The organism is Chimaeribacter arupi (assembly GCF_002858805.1).
Classification (GTDB): domain Bacteria; phylum Pseudomonadota; class Gammaproteobacteria; order Enterobacterales; family Enterobacteriaceae; genus Chimaeribacter; species Chimaeribacter arupi.
In genome coordinates, this window is the sequence record NZ_PJZI01000005.1 from 26,691 (window position 1) to 46,974 (window position 20,284).

18 protein-coding genes and 2 pseudogenes are annotated in these 20,284 nt (G+C 58.8%); 6 read left to right on the forward strand and 14 right to left on the reverse strand.

Features of this window, described 5'->3' with window-relative positions; translation table 11 throughout:
• Positions 1–69 precede the first annotated feature (69 nt).
• Positions 70–825 (forward strand): MerR family transcriptional regulator, encoded by a 756-nt coding sequence (locus CYR52_RS04440; RefSeq protein ID WP_072928264.1) that lies wholly within the window; start codon positions 70–72, stop codon positions 823–825.
• Positions 826–970: 145 nt separating this feature from the next.
• Positions 971–1,546: a nucleotidyltransferase family protein gene (locus CYR52_RS04445; RefSeq protein ID WP_165699065.1), complete on the forward strand. Its 576-nt coding sequence runs from the start codon at positions 971–973 to the stop codon at positions 1,544–1,546.
• Here CYR52_RS04445 and CYR52_RS04450 read toward each other — a convergent pair.
• Both CYR52_RS04450 and CYR52_RS04455 read right to left on the reverse strand, forming a co-directional pair.
• The gene (locus CYR52_RS04450; protein WP_072928266.1) at positions 1,540–2,256 is read right to left on the reverse strand and encodes a YnfC family lipoprotein; all 717 of its coding nucleotides are present in this window, start codon (positions 2,254–2,256) and stop codon (positions 1,540–1,542) included. The two genes, CYR52_RS04445 and CYR52_RS04450, sit on opposite strands and share 7 nt — an antisense overlap.
• Before the next feature lie 159 nt (positions 2,257–2,415).
• On the reverse strand, positions 2,416–3,354 hold the full coding sequence (locus tag CYR52_RS04455; protein ID WP_101828024.1) for an ABC transporter substrate-binding protein: 939 nt from the start codon (positions 3,352–3,354) through the stop codon (positions 2,416–2,418).
• A gap of 400 nt (positions 3,355–3,754) precedes the next feature.
• Between CYR52_RS04455 and CYR52_RS04460 the strand changes: the two genes are divergently transcribed.
• Positions 3,755–4,624, forward strand: a complete 870-nt coding sequence (locus CYR52_RS04460; protein WP_072928268.1) for a DMT family transporter — start codon at positions 3,755–3,757, stop codon at positions 4,622–4,624.
• Between the two features lie 60 nt (positions 4,625–4,684).
• Here the strand turns inward: CYR52_RS04460 and CYR52_RS04465 are convergent, their stop codons facing one another.
• The 6 genes and pseudogenes from CYR52_RS04465 to CYR52_RS04495 form a co-directional block, all read right to left on the reverse strand.
• On the reverse strand, positions 4,685–5,482 hold the full coding sequence (locus CYR52_RS04465; protein ID WP_101828025.1) for an amino acid ABC transporter ATP-binding protein: 798 nt from the start codon (positions 5,480–5,482) through the stop codon (positions 4,685–4,687).
• 2 nt (positions 5,483–5,484) lie between these two features.
• Positions 5,485–6,396, reverse strand: coding sequence for an amino acid ABC transporter permease (locus tag CYR52_RS04470; protein WP_101828026.1), 912 nt, complete (start codon positions 6,394–6,396; stop codon positions 5,485–5,487).
• 10 nt (positions 6,397–6,406) lie between these two features.
• On the reverse strand, positions 6,407–6,940 hold the full coding sequence (locus CYR52_RS04475; protein WP_101828027.1) for a GNAT family N-acetyltransferase: 534 nt from the start codon (positions 6,938–6,940) through the stop codon (positions 6,407–6,409).
• A 10-nt stretch (positions 6,941–6,950) separates the two neighbouring features.
• Positions 6,951–9,217 (reverse strand): annotated as a pseudogene (locus tag CYR52_RS22865) (NtaA/DmoA family FMN-dependent monooxygenase).
• A 113-nt stretch (positions 9,218–9,330) separates the two neighbouring features.
• Positions 9,331–10,461: an amidohydrolase gene (locus CYR52_RS04490; RefSeq protein WP_101828030.1), complete on the reverse strand. Its 1,131-nt coding sequence runs from the start codon at positions 10,459–10,461 to the stop codon at positions 9,331–9,333.
• A gap of 37 nt (positions 10,462–10,498) precedes the next feature.
• Positions 10,499–11,497: an MsnO8 family LLM class oxidoreductase gene (locus tag CYR52_RS04495; RefSeq protein WP_072928275.1), complete on the reverse strand. Its 999-nt coding sequence runs from the start codon at positions 11,495–11,497 to the stop codon at positions 10,499–10,501.
• 217 nt (positions 11,498–11,714) lie between these two features.
• Between CYR52_RS04495 and CYR52_RS04500 the strand changes: the two genes are divergently transcribed.
• Positions 11,715–12,587 (forward strand): pirin family protein, encoded by an 873-nt coding sequence (locus CYR52_RS04500; RefSeq protein ID WP_101828031.1) that lies wholly within the window; start codon positions 11,715–11,717, stop codon positions 12,585–12,587.
• A 198-nt stretch (positions 12,588–12,785) separates the two neighbouring features.
• On the opposite strand, the gene CYR52_RS04505 is transcribed toward CYR52_RS04500, so the two are convergent.
• The 6 genes from CYR52_RS04505 to CYR52_RS04530 all read right to left on the reverse strand — a co-directional run bounded on the left by CYR52_RS04505 (position 12,786) and on the right by CYR52_RS04530 (position 17,371).
• Complete coding sequence (locus CYR52_RS04505) at positions 12,786–13,697, reverse strand: NmrA family NAD(P)-binding protein (RefSeq protein WP_101828032.1); 912 nt, start codon at positions 13,695–13,697, stop codon at positions 12,786–12,788.
• A 101-nt stretch (positions 13,698–13,798) separates the two neighbouring features.
• On the reverse strand, positions 13,799–14,545 hold the full coding sequence (locus CYR52_RS04510) for an NADPH-dependent F420 reductase (RefSeq protein WP_072928277.1): 747 nt from the start codon (positions 14,543–14,545) through the stop codon (positions 13,799–13,801).
• Positions 14,546–14,633: 88 nt separating this feature from the next.
• A complete protein-coding gene (locus CYR52_RS04515; RefSeq protein WP_101828033.1) occupies positions 14,634–15,350 on the reverse strand; it encodes a nitroreductase in 717 nt (238 codons plus the stop codon).
• A gap of 116 nt (positions 15,351–15,466) precedes the next feature.
• Positions 15,467–15,898, reverse strand: coding sequence for a MarR family winged helix-turn-helix transcriptional regulator (locus CYR52_RS04520; protein ID WP_072928279.1), 432 nt, complete (start codon positions 15,896–15,898; stop codon positions 15,467–15,469).
• Between the two features lie 338 nt (positions 15,899–16,236).
• Positions 16,237–16,761: a VOC family protein gene (locus CYR52_RS04525; protein WP_101828034.1), complete on the reverse strand. Its 525-nt coding sequence runs from the start codon at positions 16,759–16,761 to the stop codon at positions 16,237–16,239.
• Between the two features lie 43 nt (positions 16,762–16,804).
• Positions 16,805–17,371: an NADPH-dependent FMN reductase gene (locus CYR52_RS04530; protein ID WP_101828035.1), complete on the reverse strand. Its 567-nt coding sequence runs from the start codon at positions 17,369–17,371 to the stop codon at positions 16,805–16,807.
• A 127-nt stretch (positions 17,372–17,498) separates the two neighbouring features.
• On the opposite strand from CYR52_RS04530, the gene CYR52_RS04535 reads away from it, so the two are divergent.
• Together CYR52_RS04535 and CYR52_RS04540 are read left to right on the forward strand one after the other, a co-directional pair.
• Positions 17,499–18,428, forward strand: coding sequence for a LysR family transcriptional regulator (locus CYR52_RS04535; protein ID WP_101828094.1), 930 nt, complete (start codon positions 17,499–17,501; stop codon positions 18,426–18,428).
• A gap of 159 nt (positions 18,429–18,587) precedes the next feature.
• Positions 18,588–19,771 (forward strand): annotated as a pseudogene (locus tag CYR52_RS04540) (MFS transporter).
• Positions 19,772–20,284: the final 513 nt, after the last annotated feature.

Here is a 20,284-nt window from a genome sequence, read left to right on the forward strand (position 1 = left end):
CTATAGCGCGCAGGCTATCCCTTCACTCGCTGAAATTATCAGAGTGATGTTTTTCTGAATGGGAAATTTATGACGCTTTATACCAATGATACCCTGTGCGCGATGACCGGCATCCTCCCTGCAACCTTGCGCAGCTGGCGGCGCGCGGGGTTGGTGCCGCACACCGGCAATTGCCGCGGCATCTATAGCAGCCAGACGTTCGCCCGTGTGCGTTATGTGCTGGATCTCACCAATACGGGCGATACCCTGGCCGAAATCCACCGGTTACTCAATGCCCCCCACCGTTATCGCCGCAGCGGCTGGCAGTGCCGTACCGAAGAGGTGCTGACCCAACTGGGCCACAGCGCCACCGATGAGCTGAACCGGCTGCTGCGTACCCTCGGCACCCATTACAGCGGCGAAGCGTTCGTCAACAGCCTGCTCAGGCCGCTGAACCTGTGGTTAAGGCATGATGACCGCCCCGGCGCGGCGCTCCGGCTGGCCCGCTTCCATACGGCAGTGCTGCACCATGCCGGGCGGGTGATGGCGTTATCAGAACGGCAGAAAAGTGTGCCGATCTTTCTGGAAACGGCCAGCACCACAGATGAGACAGAAATCTGGCTGGAAGCGATCAGGTTGACCGGGCAAGGGTGCCGGGTAGAACTCTCCCCCAATGTCACCCATGTGCCCGCAGTGCCGACGCGCAACTATGAGCATCACCTGGTCTGGTGCGGCGCAGGCATCAGCCGTGACATGAAACAACACTTTATCCGCAAGCGTGAGCAGGATTACCCGGTCATGCTGTGCGGCACCAATACGCAGGAATGCGTTTTCCCCCTCACCTGAGCCTGAACCAGGCTTTGCCTTCTGCCTCCCTTTTCCCCTGACCCCTGACCGGCAGGCGGCCGCATGGTGCGCCTGCATGGCTTTTTCCCCTACACTGACGTCATACCCTTTCGACACGACCCTTTTCAGAACGGGAGCAACACGGTTGAACGCAGGCATTTTATTGATGGCGGCCGGGCTGAGCCGTCGCTATCGCGCCGCATCCGGCGGGCAGCATAAATTATCCGGCCGGCTGCCGGGCGGCGGAACGGTTTTCGGGCAGAGTGTGCACCATGCGCAGCAGAGCGGCCTGCCGGTGACGGTGATCCTGCGGCCGGAAGATACCGGGCTACAGGCACTTGCCGCCCGCGCCGGGGTGCCGTTTCACTGCGTCGCAAGTGGGGGGCTGGGTGAGTCAATTGCGGCAGGGGTAGCGGCCACGCCCACCTGGCCGGGTTGGCTGGTGGCGCTGGCGGATATGCCGTTGCTGGCCCCGGAGACTTACCTGCAGGTCAATGCGGCACTGGCGCACGCGGTGTGTGCACGGGCGGTATACGGGGAAGAGGCCGGGCATCCGGTGGGGTTCCGGGCGGAGATGAGAACGGCGCTCTGTGCGCTGACCGGCGACCAGGGGGCGCGTGCGCTGTTGAAAAGCACACCGCCGCGCCGGGTGCCGGTGGACGATCCCGGCTGTGTCTGGGACATCGACCTGCCGGATCAGCTGCCGCGCGCCGCTCAGTAATAGGTGGTCTGGTAAGTCTGGGTATAATTCAGGGTGGCGCTGCCGTAATCCCCTTCGGCGACCATCGCTGCGGCGCACTGCACCGGGTTGAAGTGGTCATCATAATGGCAACGGATTTTGGTGATCCCGGCCAGCCTGCCGTCTACCCTGGCTTCCAGGGTGGCGTCCATTCGTTTGCTGTCCGGCGCGTCCTCTTTGACGTCAATCTCGGTTTTGCCCTGCGCGCTCTGGAACAGGGTATGGCGCGGGTAGCCGAGTGCGTCGTAACGGTAGCTGGCAAAGGCGTCATCGTTCTCGGTTTTCACCACTTCGGTAATAAAACCGCGTGCATCCTTTTTATAAAGCAGGCTGCCGTCAACCGTGCGTTCAAGGCGGCAGTGCGCATCCAACTGGTACATCTTTTTCCGGCTGGTGCGATCGACAAAATAATCGCCCTCTTTCACCAGATCGACATCCACCTTCATGGCGGGCTGGAACGAGCGCAATTGCTGCACGCAGCCCTGCGCATCCAGTGAGGCAGTGACCCTGGCAGACACTTTCCCGCCGTCATCCTTCTGGATCTGGGTGAAGTGTTTAACCTGGCCGCGCAATGCATCAAAACCAAAAATATTGGCCAGGCTTGCCAGCGAAGGGTTGACCGGCTCCGGCCCGCGATCATCGCAGGCTGCCAGCGCACTCGCGGCAGCGATCAGAAGTACGGCCTTATTCACTTTCCTGTCCTTTTCAAAAGAGAGCGTGGCGCATCATAACATGCGAAATTTCAGGCACGTAGTGTATCTTTTGAGCGGATTTTTATTTTTCAACCAGAAAAAATCATGACAGGAAAATTGCTGTTAAGGCTCGTATTTATCTGCTGTTAAGCAAAATTTTCAGCCCGGATTATCCGGCAGGGCATCGGCCGGGCCATCCCCCATGCCGGGCGGGTTAACCTGCGAATAGGTTATCTGCTCATCACTCTCCCCCCAGCGCGCCAGCACCCGTGCATACTCCCCGCTGCCTATTGTTCCGTTGATCGCCTCGCTCAGCGCCGCCGCCAGCCCGTTTCCTTTGCGGGTGGTGGCCGCCACCCAGGCCGTGCGCGGGCCGTTGCCCACGACCCGCGTGGTGCCGGTGAGGGCGGCTTTATAGACGGCAGTAGAGTGGGGGCCGAAAAAGGCATCCACCCGGCCGGATTGCAGCGCCAGGCTGGCCGCTGCGTCATCCGTGACGTACACCGGCAGCGCCGCCGGCAGGCCCTGCGCGCGGTTTTGCTTGTCCCAGGTCAGCAGGATGTTCTCCTGATTGGTGCCGGAGCCGACAATCACCTTCAACCCGGCGACATCGGCGGGTTGGTTAATCGTCTGAATCGGGCTGTGGCTGCGTACCGAAAAACTCAGCGTATCGGTGCGGTAAGTGGCGAAATCAAAGCGGGTTTTGCGCTCCCGCGTCACGGCGATATTAAACAGCGCCACATCATATTTACCGGAGGCGATCCCCAGCGGCCACTGCTCCCAGGAAGCCGGCACCAGGTTCAGCTCCAGCCCCAGGCTGTCCGCCAGCAGGTGCGCGATATCAATGTCACTGCCGATGCGGGTGCGGTTATCCTCCGCCAGCACCGACAGCGGCGGTGAATTCAGCGCGCTGACCACCACCGTGAGCTTGCCCGGCACGGCAAAGGTAAAACCGGGCGGCAGCAGGGCCACGGCGGCGCTGTTTTTGGCGGTATGGATAACCTGCTGGTTGGCCGCCAGATCGATACGCGCCGCTTCTGCCTGGGCGACACCAAACGGCAGCGCCAGCAGCAGCGTCAGCAGGGGGAAGGTTTTCATAAGGTGATGTCCTGTCGGGGTATTTTCCCTACTATGGCAAAGCGGACGTGCCTGATGGAAATAACAATCTTGCATGTGCTTTTGAGGAAATCGGCAGGCCGAATAAACGCATGACAATTAATAAACATTTTGCTAACTTTTACGGACGATCCTTTTACAGGCTGAACAGATGATGATGACCCCTATGCAGGCTGACGTAGATACCGGTTCTCCGGTAGGCTGCGTTGCGTCGTCATTGCATCATGTTTACGCCATCACCTGTCCGCCACCGCCTCCTCCCGGAACTGTGCCCGTTAAGGGCTGATATTTTTCCTGATTAACCGGCCTTCGCCCGGCGCATTTTTTGCGCGGTGCATCCCTGTGCCGGTAACACATACATTCTGGAATTCCGGAGAGAGTAATGACGTTTACCCGTTCCACGCTTGCGTCTCAGGGCGCGACGTCCGGCTTTGTGCTGCTCTGGGGCAGTGCCGCCATTTTTACCCGACTGGGGCTGGATAACGCCTCACCCTTTATGCTGCTGGTATGCCGTTTTGCGCTGGCGCTGGCGACGCTGCTGATCGTGGGCTGTTTCCGTCGCCGCTGGCTGCCGAAACAGGGCACCCGCAAACAGGTGGCGCTGACCGGCCTGCTGCTGATTGGCGGCTATTCGGTCTGCTATTTTCAGGCGATGGCGCACGGCGTCACGCCGGGCCTGATCGCGACGATCATGGGCATCCAGCCGATCCTGACGCTCTGTCTGGTGGAGCGAAGGATGCAGGGCACCCGGCTGCTGGGCCTGCTGGTGGCGCTTTCCGGCTTGATCCTGCTGGTCTGGCGCAGCCTGGCAGCGTCACATTTGCCCGCGTCCGGCATCCTCTTTGCATTGGCGGCCCTGCTGTTTATGACTTTCGGGGCCATCATGCAGAAGAGAACCCCGCAGGCCCCGGCGGATGTGCTGCCGCTGCAATATGGCGTCAGTTTGCTGCTCTGTCTGCTGATGCTTCCCGTCGGCAGTCTGCACGTCACGCTGAACCGCGAGTTCCTGCTCTCGGTGCTGTTTCTGGGGGTGTTGATCTCGGTGGTGGCCCAATTGCTGCTCTACCGTCTGCTCAATGCCGGCAGTATCGTGAATGTCACCAGCCTGTTTTATCTGGTGCCGGTGATCACCGCCGCGCTGGATTACCTGTTGCTGGGGAATGCGCTGCCGTGGTCAGGCATGGCCGGGATGGCGGCGATCCTGCTGGGGATTATGATGGTATTCCGCACGCCACAGCCGGCCACAGCGTAGCCAGGCAGTAAAAAGTGATGACCAGACCGGCTGCTTACGCAGCCGGTTTTTTTATGCCCGTCACAGCACATTCGCCAGAAAACGGCGGGTACGCGGATGCTGCGGGGCGTTAATCACCTGCCGCGCTGCGCCCTGTTCCACAATTTTGCCGTCCACCATAAACACAATCTGATCCGCCACTTCGCGGGCGAACCCGATTTCGTGCGTCACCACCACCAGCGTCACGCCCGACTGCGCCAGCGTGCGGATCACGTCCAGCACTTCGCCCACCAGCTCCGGGTCGAGCGCGGAGGTCGGCTCATCAAACAGCATCACCCTGGGGTTCAGCGCCAGCGCGCGCGCAATCGCAATGCGTTGTTGCTGCCCGCCCGAAAGCTGGCGCGGCCAGGCGTCGGCTTTATGGCGCAGCCCGACGGTGTCGAGCAATTCCAGCGCCCGTGCCACTGCCTGCGGCCGGGTCAGTTTTTTATGCACGATCGGCGCTTCGATGATGTTCTCCAGTACCGTCAGGTGCGGGAACAGGTTGAAATTCTGGAACACGTAGCCCACTTCCGTGCGCTGGCGCAGAATGGCGCTCTCCTTCAATTCATACAGCCGGTCGCCGTGCTGCCGGTAGCCGATGTAGTCACCGTCAATCTGGATAAACCCCTCGTCCACCCGCTCGAGATGGTTAATGGCGCGCAACAGCGTGGATTTGCCGGAGCCGGAGGGGCCGAGGATCACCGTGACCGAGCCGGGGGCCAGCTCCAGCGACACCTCATCCAGCGCTTTGTGTTTGCCGAAATATTTGGTGACGCCGGTAATGCTGATATGGCCGCGGGCAGTGGCCGCACGTGTGTAATCGATCGCTTCTGACATGGTCAGCTCCTTACTGCGCCCAGCGGGGCGCGGCGGGTTTTCAGGCGGAAACGGTGCCACAGGGCAGGGCGTTGCTCACGGTGGGCGCTGCGTGCCAGCCAGCGTTCAACATAATGCTGCACCACCGACAACAACGTGGTGATCACCAGGTACCAGACCGCGCCCACCATCAGCAGCGGGATCACCTGCTGGGTGCGGTTGTAGATCATCTGGATGGTGTAAAACAGCTCCGGCATCGCCAGCACATACACAATCGAGGTGCCTTTCGCCAGGCTGATGATCTCATTGAAAGCGGTCGGGATAATCGCCCGCAGCGCCTGCGGCAGGATGATGCGGAACGTGCGGTGGCGGCTGGGCAGGCCCAGTGCGGCGGCCGCCTCAAACTGGCCATGGTCCACCCCCAGGATGCCGCCGCGGATAATCTCCGCGGTATAGGCGGACTGCACCAGCGTCAGGCCAATCACCGCCGTAGGGAACTGGCCGAGCACATCAATCGTGGCGTAATGCCCCCAGGCGAGGCCGGTAAACGGAATCCCGAGCGACAGCGTGTCGTACAGGTAGGAGAAGTTGTAGAGAATGATCAGCACCACCACCAGCGGCAACGAGCGGAACAGCCAGATGTAACTCCAGGCCAGCCCGGAGAGCAGCCAGGAGGGCGAGAGCCGCGCCAGCGCCAGTGCGGTGCCGAGCACAATACTGAACAGGGAACCGAGCAGCGTCAGCAATAATGTCTGCTGAAGCCCTTCCAGGATCACCGGATCGAAGAACCAGCGGGCAAACACATCCCACTCCCAGCGGGGGTTAAAGGCGATGGACTGCACCACCGCCGCCAGGATAAACAGGGTAAACACCGCGCCGAGCAGGCGCAGCGGGTAGCGCGCGGGCACCACGCGCAGGGTGGCATGTTGTTTCATGCGGTTCTCCTTACCCGGCACGGGCGTCAGCGGGGGTTGCCGTGGCCGGTACGGGGCTGCCCAGCACTTTCAGAAAGCGCAGGCGGCCGTCATAGGGTGGGCGGCTGTACTCTTCCGGGTCGCGGTGGATATCAAATTGCGGCTGATACCCCTGCGCAAGGTAAAGGCGCACCGCCTCCGGCTGGCGGAAGCCGGTGGTCAGGTAGACCTTGCGGTAACCGGCGAGCTGGGCGCGGCGCTCCAGCTCCGCCACCACCAGCAACCCCAGCCCTTTGCGCCGCTGGTCACGGCGCGTCCAGATGCGCTTCAGCTCAGCGGTGTCGGCATCAAAGGGTTTATACGCCCCCATCGCCAGGGTTTCGCCGTCGCGCTCCATCACGATAAACAGCCCCTGCGGCGGCAGATACCACTCGGTCAGCTCCTCTTCCGCCGTGCGTGAGAAGAAATCGCCGTAACGCGCCTCATATTCGCCGAACAACCCGATAATGATCGGTTGCAGCTCAGCATCCTCTGGGGAGACATCGCGGAAAGTGAATGTGCTCATGCTGCCTCCTTCAGTCGCCCAGGCCCGGCGGGTTGATCTCAGACCGGTCAAGGCGCTCGACGCCTTCCCCCCAGCGGTTCAGCACCTGGTCATACGCGCCGCTCTGGATCACGCCGTTCAGCGCGGTATTCACCGGTTGCACCAGGCCGCTGCCTTTCTTCAGGGTGACGGCAATGTGCGCCGCATTGGGCCAGCCGCCGTCCACTGAGCCAACCAGCCGGGTTTTGCCGTTCAGCGCCGCTTTCCAGGCACCGATCACGTTCGGGCCGAAATAGGCATCCGCCCGGCCGGACTGCAACGCCAGCGTCTGCGCGGCGTCGTCAGTGCTGTAGACCGGGATAAACGGCTTCAGCCCTTTTTTGCGGTTCGCCTGATCCCAGCTGAGCAGGATCGACTCCTGATTGGTGCCGGAGCCGACGATGATCCGCAGCCCGGCGATATCCTCAGCTTTCTCAATGCGGGTGATCGGGCCGTCGGCTTTCACATAAAAGCCCAGCGAGTCCTTGCGGTAGGTGGCGAAATCAAATTTCGCCTTGCGGTCTTTGGTCACGGTGATGTTGCTGATGGCGGCATCATACTTGCCGGAGGCCACGCCCAGCGGCCAGTCTTCCCAGGAGGTGCGCACCAGGTTCAGCGGCAACCCAAGGCTGTCTGCCACCAGCCGGGCGATATCCGCCTCGCTGCCGAGCATGGTTTTGTTGTCATCGGCCAGCAGCGTCAGCGGCGGGGAGTTCAGCCCGGCAATCGCCACGGTAAATTTTCCCGGCACGGCGAAGCGGTAACCCGCGGGGATCTGCGCCACGGCCGCCGGGTTAGCGGCCACGTGGATGGGGGTGGCATTGGCTTTGAGGTCAATCCCATTGCCTGCGGCCTGTGTCATTCCGGAAAACAGCAGGGCGGCGGTCAATAAAGCGGTTTTCTGCATAGCGCGGCTCTCTCTTATTATTGTCGGGAAGCAGGGGATCAGGCGGTAAACTGGTTGGCCGGTTGCGCCAGCCCAAAACTGTCACGCAGCGTTTTTCCGGGGTATTCCGTGCGGAACAGCCCGCGCGCCTGCAACAGCGGCACCACCTGATCCACAAAATGCGTAAACGTCACCGGCGTGCCGCCGTTGATGATGAAGCCGTCAGCCGCGCCGTGTTCAAACCAGCGCTGGAGGCCGTCCGCCACCTGCTCCGGTGTGCCGTGGAATAGCGGGCGCGGCGTGGCCGCTTCCAGCGCCGCCTGGCGCAGCGTCAGCCCCTTTTCGCGGGCATGGCGTTTGATCTCATCCGTGGTGCTGCGGAAACTGTTCTGGCCAATCTCACCCAGCGCCGGGAACGGGGCATCCAGCGGGTATTGGCTGAAGTCGTGGTGGTCAAAGAAGCGGCCGAGGTAATTCAGTGCATCCTCAACTGACACCAGCGCCGCCGTCTGCTGGTATTGCCGCTCCACATCTTCTGCACTGCTGCCGACAATCACGCTGACGCCCTGGAAAATGTGCAGCTCATCCGGCTGGCGGCCATTTGCCGTGACCTGCCGTTTCACATCCTGATAAAACGCCTGCGCCTCTTCCAGCGTCGGGTGGTGGGTGAAAATGGCGTCGGCATGGCGCGCCGCCAGCTTTTTACCGTCTTCCGATGCCCCGGCCTGGAACAGCACCGGGCGGCCCTGCGGCGTACGGCCGATATTCAGCGGCCCCTGTACCTGGAAGAAATCGCCGTGGTGGTTCAGCGTGTGCAGTTTGCCGGCATCGAAAAACTGCCCGGAGGCTTTGTCGCGCACAAACGCGCCTTCTTCCCAGGAATCCCACAGCCCTTTGGTGACCGTCAGATATTCGTCGGCAATGCGGTAACGCAGCGCGTGGTCCGGGTGCTGCGCGCGGGAAAAGTTTTTTGCCGAGCCTTCCAGCGGCGAGGTCACCACGTTCCAGCCCGCCCGCCCGCCGCTGAGGTGGTCGAGGCTGGCAAACTGGCGCGCCACGGTAAACGGCTCGCTGTAGGAGGTGGAGAGGGTGCCGACCAGCCCGAGGTGCTCCGTCACCGTTGCCAGCGCAGAGAGCAGGGTGATCGGTTCGAACCGGTTAAGGAAATGCGGAATCGACTTCTCATTAATAAACAGCCCATCGGCCACAAAAATAAAATCGAGCTTTCCCTGTTCGGCTTTTTTCGCCACGCTTTTGGCAAACTCAAAATTAATACTGGCATCGGCCTGGGCATCCGGGTGACGCCAGGCGGACATATTGCCGGAAGCACCGTGTAATATTGTGCCGAGGCGTAATTGGCGGCGGGTAGACATTATTTCACCTGCATGGTCAGAGTGGGGTTGAATTGACTATTCCCGAGCAGAGGCGGGAAGTAAAATAACAATTCCCGCAATTCAAATATAAAATTGGGCATAGCGCAGCATCATTACGCCAGATGGGTTAACGCCTGTTCTGCCAGCCGGGCAAAATAGCAGGCAGCCGGGTAGATCAGCCGCTCATCAGGGTTAAAACCGGGGTGGTGCAACCCCTCCGTGCTGGCGCTGCCGATGCTGACAAACGTACCAGGCACATGGTGCAGGTAGAGCGCAAAATCTTCGCCGCCCATCTGTGGCTCTGACGTCAGCACCTGGTAGCCATTTTCGGCCGCCACCTGAGAGGCGAAATCGGCCCAGTGCGGCGTATTCACCAGCGCAGGCGGGCCGGGCTGCCACACCAGTTCCGCCGACGCGCCCGACGCGGCGGCAATGCCGTGGATAATCTGGCGGATATTGTCCGGCAGGGTTTCACGAATGGCGCTGTCATGAGTGCGCACCGTGCCTTCCAGCTCCACCTGCTGCGGCAGCACGTTCCAGGTATTGCCGCCGGCGATGCGTGTCACGCTCACCACCACCGACGCCAGCGGGCTGTAGCGGCGGCTCGCCAGGGTTTGCAGGGCGCCAATCATCTGCCCGGCCACCACAATCGCATCAATGCCCTCTTGCGGGCGGGCGGCATGTGCCCCTTTGCCGGTAATACGGATAATAAAGCGGTCAACGTTGGCGTAGAAGGCACCGCCGCGGGTGGCAAAGGTGCCGACCGGCAATTCCGGCGCGTTATGCATCCCGAAAATTGCCTGTACCCCTTCCAGCACCCCGGCGTTAATCAACGCCTTCGCCCCAACAAATGTCTCTTCAGCGGGCTGGAACAGAATGCGCACCCGGCCGGGCAGCTCTGCTTCCCGCGCTTTCAGCAACCGCGCCGCCCCCAGCATCACGCTGGTATGGATATCGTGGCCGCAGGCGTGCATCACGCCCGGCTGTTGGGAGGCAAACGCCACCGGCGCAATTTCCTCAATCGGCAGGGCATCAATATCCGCCCGCAAGGCAATTAACGGGCCGCCGTGGCCTATTTCCACCACCAGCCCGGTTTTTAAAGGATAAGGCAGCGGCGTAATGCCGTGTTTATTCAGCCAGCCGGTAATCCGTTGGGTGGTGGCTATTTCTTTGCCCGAGAGTTCCGGGTGTTGGTGTAATTCACGTCGCCATGAAATAAGCTGTTCTTCTATCGGGAGTGTCATGGAAAACCTTTTATTTTTTCAAGGGGCGGGAAATAAATCAGGCAGTGACAGCCAGGTGCGCGGCTAATAATTCCAGCGACGTCATCCGGGCATCGGCATCACTGATCGGCGTATCAATAATAAATTCGTCGATGCCGTAACGGTGTTGCAGGCTGCTGAGCTGGGCATGTACCTGCGCGGCAGTGCCTTTCAGCGTGGCGCTCTGGCGCGGTTCGATCTGGTAATCGGTGAGGCCCGCCTGCCGGACAAAGGCCTCGGCCTGCTCAACACTGCCGACGGTGACGCTCTGCCCCTGTGGGCTGGTGACCCGGTAATGCTGCAAATCCGCGGCCAGCAGGGCGGCTTCCGCCGGGGAGGCCGCCGCGATCGCCTGCACTGCCACCAGCGCCCGCCCGCCGCCGCTGTTAACGTGGTAAGCGTCCAGCGCCTGCGCCAGATCGCTTTCACTGCCGTTCAGGTGCGCGGCAAACACAAACTGCCAGCCAAGCCGGGCGGCCAGCCGCGCGCTGCCTTCACTGGCCCCCAACAGGAAACGCTGGGCGGGCTGTGCGGGCAGCGGTGTGGCGAGGAGTTCATCACGGCCATCGCCGCTGGGCGTGGCGTCCAGCCAGTGGTTCAGCTGCTCGAGTTGCTGGGGAAACTCCCCTTTTTCTGCGGCATTGATCCCCTGTTGCAGGGCGCGGGTGGAGAGCGGCAGCCCGCCGGGCGCTTTACCGATGCCGATATCCACCCGGCCGGGGGCCAGCGACGCCAGCAGGTTAAAATTCTCCGCCACTTTATAGGGGCTGTAGTGTTGCAGCATCACGCCGCCCGCCCCGACACGCAGCGTGCGCGTCTGCGCCAGAATCCAGGCAATCAGCACCTCCGGCGACGGGCCGGCCAGCGCCGCGGTGTTGTGGTGTTCTGCCACCCAGAAGCGGTGGAACCCCCACGCTTCGGCCCGCGTGGCCAGCGCCAGGGTGCGTGCCAGCGCCTGCGTGGCGGTTTCACCCGCGGCAATCGGGCTTTTGTCCAGCAAGCTGAGTCGGTATGCCATGCGTGTCTCTTCCTTTTTGTGCGTTCATGGCGGCAATTATTGAAAGCCCCCGCCGCAGATGTAAAAGAAGAAATATCGCTTAAGGCAGACAGGAAGTGGGATTGCGCGGCAGGCAGTTCGCGCCCGGCTGCATTAGCGACTATCACTAAAGGAAAGAGATGGGGTATGCTCGTTCCCTTTTCCGTGACAATGTCACGTTATGTACAGGCAGATTGATATGACTTCCAGAACATGCAAACAACAGCACCTGGCCACCCGCGATGACATCGGCGATCTGGTGACCCGTCGGCCGCTGCCCGGTGCCGGGCTGCCGCAGCTTGACCCGTTTTTGTTCCTTAACCACCACGGGCCGCAGACCTACCCGGCCAATAACCACGGCCTGCCGTTCGGCCCGCACCCGCACCGCGGTTTTGAAACCGTAACCTTTATCCTGGAAGGGGAGCTGGCGCACCTCGACAGCGGCGGCCATGAGAGCGTCATCACCCAGGGCGGCATCCAGTGGATGACCGCCGGTGCCGGGCTGGTACACGCGGAGATTTCGCCTGCCTCGTTCAAACGCCACGGCGGCCCGCTGGAGATCCTGCAACTCTGGGTAAACCTGCCGTCACGCCTGAAAATGAGCAACCCCGCTTACACCGGCCTCCAGCAGGATCAGATCCCAGTGATTGAAGCCGCAGGCGGCAAGGCCACGGTGAACCTGATTTCCGGTGAATTCGGGCATCAGCACGGGCCGTTTATCTCGCTGACCGGCGTCACTATGATGACGGTACAGTGCCGCGCCGGCGCAGAGATCACCTTACCGGCCCCGGCCGGGCGCACGGTATTTTGCTATGTGGTCAACGGCGCACTGACGCTGGGGGGCGAGGCACTGAAAGCCCATCACCTGATTGAGATGAACGAGGATGGCGACTGCGTGGCGCTCACCGCCCACAGTGATGCGGTGATCCTTTATGGCCATGCTGACCCGATTGGCGAACCGGTGGTCTCTTACGGCCCGTTTGTGATGAACAGCCGTGACGAGATTAACCAGGCGATTGCCGATTATCAGTCCGGCCAGTTCGGTAACGTGGAAGTGGACAGCCACCACTGAGGGGAGGGATAAGTGGCTGAGGGCGTGGCGCGTTTTACCTGGCTGCTGCCAGGTTAAAACAGGCAAACGCCCCTGTAGCTTATCTGCGTCTGCGCACCGGCCAAGCCGGACCTGTGGCAAAGATTTTTAAACTTCATCAAGGCTGGCTAAAGCGCGCTCGTGAAGAAAATGCCAACATCTTACGAGCGCTTCCCCTTCTTATTGAGGGGCCTTTGCTGAAGCGATGAGTAGACTTTTATTTTCAGTCAAAAATTCCCGAAGTGTTTTCGCCGGCCTTCCGAGGATATAGGGAATATCGTTCTGAACCATCGACATATAGGACATGCGGCCGTCAAGCATCTGAGTAAAAAAATCAATATTCGCACCGGCATACCAGCTCTCAAACCCCTGAGAGATGAGCGAGTCAATCAGTTGACGGAACCCCTCAAGTCCTTTGTCTTCACACCGAATCTCAAGTTCTGTTATCTCGCTTAAAAGCGCGGCAATCTCTTCCCCGTTAAAACTTTCCACGCTCAACCAGTTATGCTGACCGGCGTGACGTACAGGTCCATCAAGGAGCACTTTTGCTGCTACGGCGGCAATGTCCTCCGGCGCAACATAGCCGACTCGCCGGTCACCCCAGTAAGTCGTGTAGGTGAAATTTTTGGGGGTATAAAGGCCGGTGAAGACATTCATGAACATATTCGGATGAAGATGTGTCCACGCAATACCACTCGCCTCGATATATTTTTCAATCATCTGGTGCCATACAAAGTGGGCATCGGTGGTATCCCATTCAGCGAACACACCCACATGAACGATATGGCTCACACCCGCCTTTTTGGCTGCATCCACCAGGGTTTTACTCTGCGTGAGCATGGCAACGCTGTAGCCGGTTAAAAGGAAGATCCGATCAACACCCGCCAGCGCGAGCGCGAAGGTCTCAGGTTTATCAAGATCGAGATATACGCCATCTTTTCCTTCGCGGCGCAGCTGGTCTACTTTGCCTTGCTTACGCGAAGCGATACGAAGATGGACATCTTTGCCGTCAAGTTCTTTGACGATATGGCTACCGATGGTTCCACTGGCTCCCAGAACCAGTACGACGGGTCGCTGAATGGGTGTCATCATTACAGTACCTTATTCAGTTTGATGATATAGCCTGCAGGAAGCGTTGAGGCACCGTCACTTAAACACTTAACGGGCTGGATATTCTCAACTCGTTTTGCCAGTCACATAAAGAGCGCGCGGGTCAGACGCACGGCATAGTCCGAGTCGGGGTTAGTGGTGCTGTCACCAACCCTTTCCATGATCGCCTCGATCGCGAGGTCGCGGCGCTTCGGCAGGCGCGCCCGTTCGGTTGCGGCCAGGGCATCGGGCAGTTCATCGCGCGTCAGATCCGTACAGTAAACCGGCGCGCCGGGCTGCTGACGCCATGACTCGCTGAGCGGTCCCGAATAAACCGCGTCAAGCCCGGTCTCGTCGACCAGTTTCATCGCCACATCGCGTTCCCGCTCGCCGTCGGCCGCCACGGGAATGGCGATCCGCCCGGCGGTTCCGGCAGGGACGCCTTTCTGCGCGAAGGACGCGGAGGTAATGGCGTTCCATGCTTTGGCGATGGGGCGGCCAAGCTGCCCGGCAACCCACTCACTCTCGGTTTGTCCGGCTTCGATGTCAGCGATTTCGCCGTCACGTTTGGGATAGTAGTTGGATGTGTCGATGACAACGGTGTTAGCAGGCACGCTCGCGAACAGCGGGGCGATCTTCGTAATGGCGCTGAGCGGCGTCGACAGGATCACCACGTCGACATCCTTCATCGCTTCACTGGACGTGACGGCCTGAGCACCGTGGGCCAGGATGTCGCCTTCGATCGTGTCAGGGCCGCGCGAATTGGCGACCTTTACGTCATGGCCTGCCGCGCTGAGTTTCATCACCAGCGTTTTACCGATGTTGCCTGTGCCCAGTATGCCAATTTTCATGATGTCGTCCTCGTTGTGATTAATGACCGCCGCGTGATTGATGCGGTGGAGGTCGGGGCGGCAAAAACGATGCCGCTCCCGTGGAGTTTCAGTCGTGGAAAGTCACACTCGTGTCGACCGGCACGCGATCCATATGGATCCGGTTGCCGGGTGCCGCTTCGTCCGGGTAGCCGAAAGAGATGCCAAAGAGCAATTTCAACTCATCGGGAATGCCGAGGAATTCACGGATTGTCTGGGCAAAAAAACCAAGCGCGGTTTGGGGAATACCACCGAGACCGCGCGCCGCGAGCGACAGCAGGAAGGTCTGGCCATACATACCGATGTCACCTGCAACACGGACATTGTCACCAAATGAGGGCATAAACAGGAACGCGACCTGGGGAGCATTAAAGAACGAGTAGTTCATCGCGCCTACGCGACGCCGCCCCTCCTTGTCCTCGCGCATCACGTTCATGGCTTCGTAATAGGCCTTGCCCAGCGCATCGTTACGCTTCCGGTATTCGCCGTAGTAGTCGTTCTGGTCGAAAGAGAAATCCGGCGTGAATTCTCCGGCGTCGTTTTTGGCATGCAGGATTTTGGATAGCTGCTTAAGCTTCTCGCCGCGGACAATGTGGGTATTCCAGGGCTGCGTGTTGCAGTTGGAGGGCGCGCACTGGGCATCCTCCAACACCTCACGGATAATGCTTAACGGCACGGGCTTGTCGAGAAAGCCACGGATAGAGCGACGCGTGCGGGCTGCCTCGCTGAATGCCAGTGTCTCATCTGATGATGTTTCGGTTCGGGGATGGACTGGAGTCATCGTCATAACGGCTTCCTTTGTCTGGGGGTTAGTGGTTATCACCCTTTCGCACAAACATCTCTTGCTTACAAGACTGTAGTGCACTAGATAAAATGGCGCAAAAAAGGTTGTGTACGGTCTCTTTAATCCTGACGTGGCCTACTGAGATCGCGCAAGGTGTCGCGAAGCTCGATCAGTCCCGCTTCATCCAGTTTACAGGCGCTCTTGATCTTCTGACTAACGCTCAGGATTTCTTCCCGGATGCTCTCGACGCGAGGGGTCAGATCGACCAGCACACGTCGTTCATCGTTTGGGTCACGGGTACGACTAACAAATCCCGCATTCTCAAGGCGTTTGACAAGAGGCGTGATAGTCCCCGTGTCCATGTCGAGACAGGCACCCAGCGTGCCCACAGATAAGGGCGAGTTGTTCAGCAGTTCGAGCATCACCAGATACTGCGGGAACGTCAGGCCTAACGGCTCCAGGAAGGGCTTGTGCATCCTGGCCATACGGTTAGCCGCTCCATAGAGAGCAAAAGAGAGCTCCATACCAACGCTGCGGGATTGTGTCATCATTAATTCGCCTGATATCTTCTAGTGCACTAGATTAAACCAGCTTAAAATAATTTCAAGTGCTGTCGTCGGCTGTGTAGGTAATAAAGCGTCACCGTGCCGCGTTTTATAAGCCTTGAACGCCTTTCTGGATGAGCTGGTAAAAGAAGCCAGGACTGTTCTGCAATTAACGTAACATGAAAGTTGCAACGCCCGCTTCTGGCACAGGGCTGCTGTTGCAGCCTTTATACGTCAGGCTTCTATCGACTCTGATATCTCCAGGGTATCAACTGCTTCAATGTCAAGGTAACGCACTGTAATACGGTAACAAGGTTGCGCCCTGGCAGACGCAACCGAGTCACTCAGGGCTTCCAGCGACGCAGAGATGTCTGGTCTTCATACGGAAGCTTTGAGGGCAGAGAAATCAGTTCAATGACGCTGCCCCATGGGGTGCGGCCATAGCAGAAAAAGTTATTTTCTCCGACCTCGGTCGGGAACATCAGGGGCTGAGGGGGCGTAAACATTTTCCCGCCGGCCCGCTCGAAAAGGCTGACTGCTTCATTAATATCATCAACGTAAACGGCAAAATGCTGGATACCGTAATCGCTGGGCCGCACAGGCTGGCTTTGCTCCGGCCCCTTCATTTCAAAAAGCTCCAGCCCTGGACCGTGCTTGAGCTTCATCATTCTTACCGTGGTGATTTTCGTTCCCGGAAACAGGTTCAGAATGCTTTCTGTTTCTTCGCCTTTTACATCGTCATCAGAGGGGGCGACGGAGTCATAGATAACTTCCGCACCAAAAGCCGCAGTAAAAAAGCGGGTAGCTTCATCAATATCGGAAACGGTAATGCCGACGTGGTCCATACCGCGAATAATGTCGGTAGACATAGTTTTCTCCCTGTGGTTTTACAGATATGTGTGATTTTGAAAATCAGCCCTGCCGGATCGCCATTTCTGCGAGCGCACTGAGCTGCGCCGTAATCAGGCTGCGGGTGTCCGCATCCGTTATGCTGCCGGTTTCCGGGTCAAGCCGGGATGGCGCCTGACCCACCATGATCTCCGGCTTGTTAAGCACTCTGCCATCCAGAAAGACCAGAATCTGGCGCAGGTGATACTGCGCCCGCGCGCCCCCGATGGCACCGGGTGAAGCCGTGACTATGGCGACGGGCTTGCCTGCAACCGGGGTATCCGGCAGGCGTGAAAGCCAGTCAAGTGCGTTCTTCAGCGCACCCGGCACGGAATAGTTATATTCAGGCGTGACGATAATCACTCCGTCCGCTGCCGCTATCGCTTTTCCCATTTCCAAAACGGCTTCAGGGAAGCCCTGAGCCTGCAGGTCTTCGTCATAGTGGGGAATGTCTCTGACCGAGCCGAGTGCGTTGACTTCCACGCCTTCCGGTGCCAGCAGGCCCAGATTGCGGGCCACCACGGCGTTAAAAGAACCCGCGCGAAGGCTGCCCAGCAGTGAGACAAATTTCAGAGGTTGTGCCTGTGACATGACTGCTCCCTGTGTTTTTAAAACGGATACGCCAACTCATGTCGGCGCGTTGTTTACGAACTCACTCAAGCCTGGTATAGAATTACACATCAATAAACACACCATGAGTCGCCAGAGAGTCAACTTTATGTCTACTGTATTAACCGCCGAATCTCTGCGGGGAATTACAAATTTTGTCACGACGGCCAGGTCGAGCAGCTTTACTGAGGCCGCAGAGCAGTTGGGCATCACAAAATCTGCCGTTGGAAAAAGCGTGGCACGACTTGAGGAGAGGCTGGGAACGCGGCTGTTTCACCGATCAACCCGTAAGCTGAGCCTGACCAGTGACGGAGAGGCTTATCTGGTCAGCTGCCTTTCGGCGCTGGAAATCCTGGACTCGGCGGAAAATACGCTGAGCAGGCGTCAGGACAACCCGGCCGGAACGGTCCGGATAGATATGCCGGCCTCATTCGGGCGCAACCTGATGATGCCGGTGTTGCTTGAACTGATGACCCGTTATCCGGCTCTGCGCCTGGCGCTGACCTTTAACGATCGGCTGATTGACCCGGTAGAGGAAGGCGTCGACCTGGTACTTCGTCTGGGCGAACTGCAGAGCACCGATGAGCTGATTGCGCGTCGTCTTAGCCGACAGCGTCTCATGCTGTGCGCGTCTCCCGCTTATATTGAGCGGCACGGTCAGCCCTCTGATATTGATGCGCTGAAAAAACACTGCTGCATTATGGGTTACCGACGGGGGGCGCCTCTTGCCTGGCGTCTGCGGCCAGCCGGGGAGCGGGAGATAAAGTTTATCTCTGGCTCGGCGCACCAGATAAGCGACGGCGATGCCATGCTTCAGGCCTGTCTGGCGGGAGCCGGGATTGCTCAGTTTCCGGAATCGATGGTGAACGACCTTATTGATGATGGCAGGCTTGTTGCCGTTATGCCCGATCATATGCCCGTACCGATCGAGCTGAACGTCGTCTGGCCCCGTACCAGGCACCTGATCCCCAAAGTCAGGTTTATTGTCGATGAGCTGCTCAGGAAGGCCGGCGAAGGATATTTCGGCGCTCTGAAGTAGAGTTTTTGTCACCACTCAGGCGATTTCAGGGTTATTTATCAACTTTCAGCGAACTTATATTCTGCACGTCTCAGTGCTGCCAATGGCTACCGCTCTGGTTTTTTAACGGTGTCATGCGCAGCTCAGACACAATTATTGTTAACTGACAGGATATTTGTTATGCCATTTGCTCTCTGGGCGCTGGCGATGGGTGCATTCGGTATAGGAACCACTGAATTCATCATTGCCGGCCTGCTTCCCGTTATTGCCGCTGACTTCAACGTCAGTATTCCCGTGGCCGGAAACCTGGCGACGGCTTACGCCCTGGGCGTTTTTGTCGGCGCGCCGGCCTTGATTATTCTGGGCTCAAAAGTACCCCGTAAAGCCATGCTGGTTTTCCTGATGCTGCTGTTTATGGCGGGTAACCTTGTAACAGCATTTGCGCCGACGCTGGGCGTTGCCATTCTGGGCCGGATCATCACGTCCATGACTCACGGGCCTTCTTTGGTATCGGCTCGGTTATTGCCGCAGATATGGTCGCGCCGTCTAAGCGCGTCAGGGCGATTGCCTTTATGTTTATGGGGCTGACGGTAGCGAACCTTATCGGGGTTCCCGTCGGCACGTGGATTGGACAGCATCTCTCATGGCGGGAAGCCTTTATGGCCATTGCCGTAATCGGCGCCATCACGGTTATCAGCGTTGGCATGCTCATCCCGCATCAGCCCCGTCCGGAAAACCATAATTTTGCGCATGAGTTTAATGCCTTCCGGAACAGCAACGTACTGCTGGCGATGGGCATAACGGTCTTTGGACCGGGCGCATTTTTTACCTCAATTACCTATATCGCACCCATGATGACAGAGCTTGCCGGATATCACGAAAGCAGTCTGGTATGGCTGATGCTATTGTTCGGCCTGGGATTATTTGTTGGCAACCAGCTGGGGGGTAAATATGCCGATCGCGCGCTGATGCCGATGCTGTACGTGACGCTGGCCGCTCAGGCCATGATTTTGGTAATTTTCAACTTTACTGCCCACAGTCAGGTTATGTCGGCGCTTTGTATTTTCCTGATGGCTGCTTTCGGGTTTGCTACCGTATCTCCCATCCAGAAACTGGTAATGGACAAAGCACGGGCAGCAGGTGCGCCGACGCTGGCAGCAGCCGTTAACATAGGTCTTTTCAATCTCGGCAATGCAGTCGGTGCATGGCTGGGTGGTGCGGTTATAGCCGCCGGCTTTGGTCTACAGTCGCCTAACTGGGCCGGAGCTGTACTTTCTGTTATAGCGCTGATTCTGGCAGTTTTATCCGGACTGACTGACAAAACAGGGCATGCAGCAGAAGCACTGCCAACCCGCAAAGCTTAAGCGCAGTAACTCCGACCCTAATCACAAAGCTGCCAAGCATTCTGCTTTTCACAATGATCAACGTCCGCTTCTGGCACAAAGCAGAGAAAAGGTGGCTTTCTCTTTCTGCTATACGCGAAAAGCGGGCTTTTTGGTCAATAAAAACAGCCTGTACATAATGGGACAAAGCCAGCGTCAGGGAGCAGGAAAATGGCTTAGCATGAGTTTTCGTTTCATTGCGCGTCAGACCCCTTGTCTATCGCGCCGGTATGCAGCGGCAACCGTACCCAACCTGCCCGCTGGCGGGAGAGTTCTTGAGGCAAACGCTGTGAAACCGTTGCTTATGAGCGCACAGGAAAGATGCGACAGACAAGCCAGATAAAAAAACGGCTCCCATCAGGGAGTCGTTTTTATTCTCAGTACAGCAGCTTACGCGTTGTGCTTATTTGTCCAGCGCGTAGGCAATCACGTAGTCACCGCGATCCGGGGGCTGGCGTGCGCCGCCGGCGGAGATCAGGATGTACTGTTTGCCGG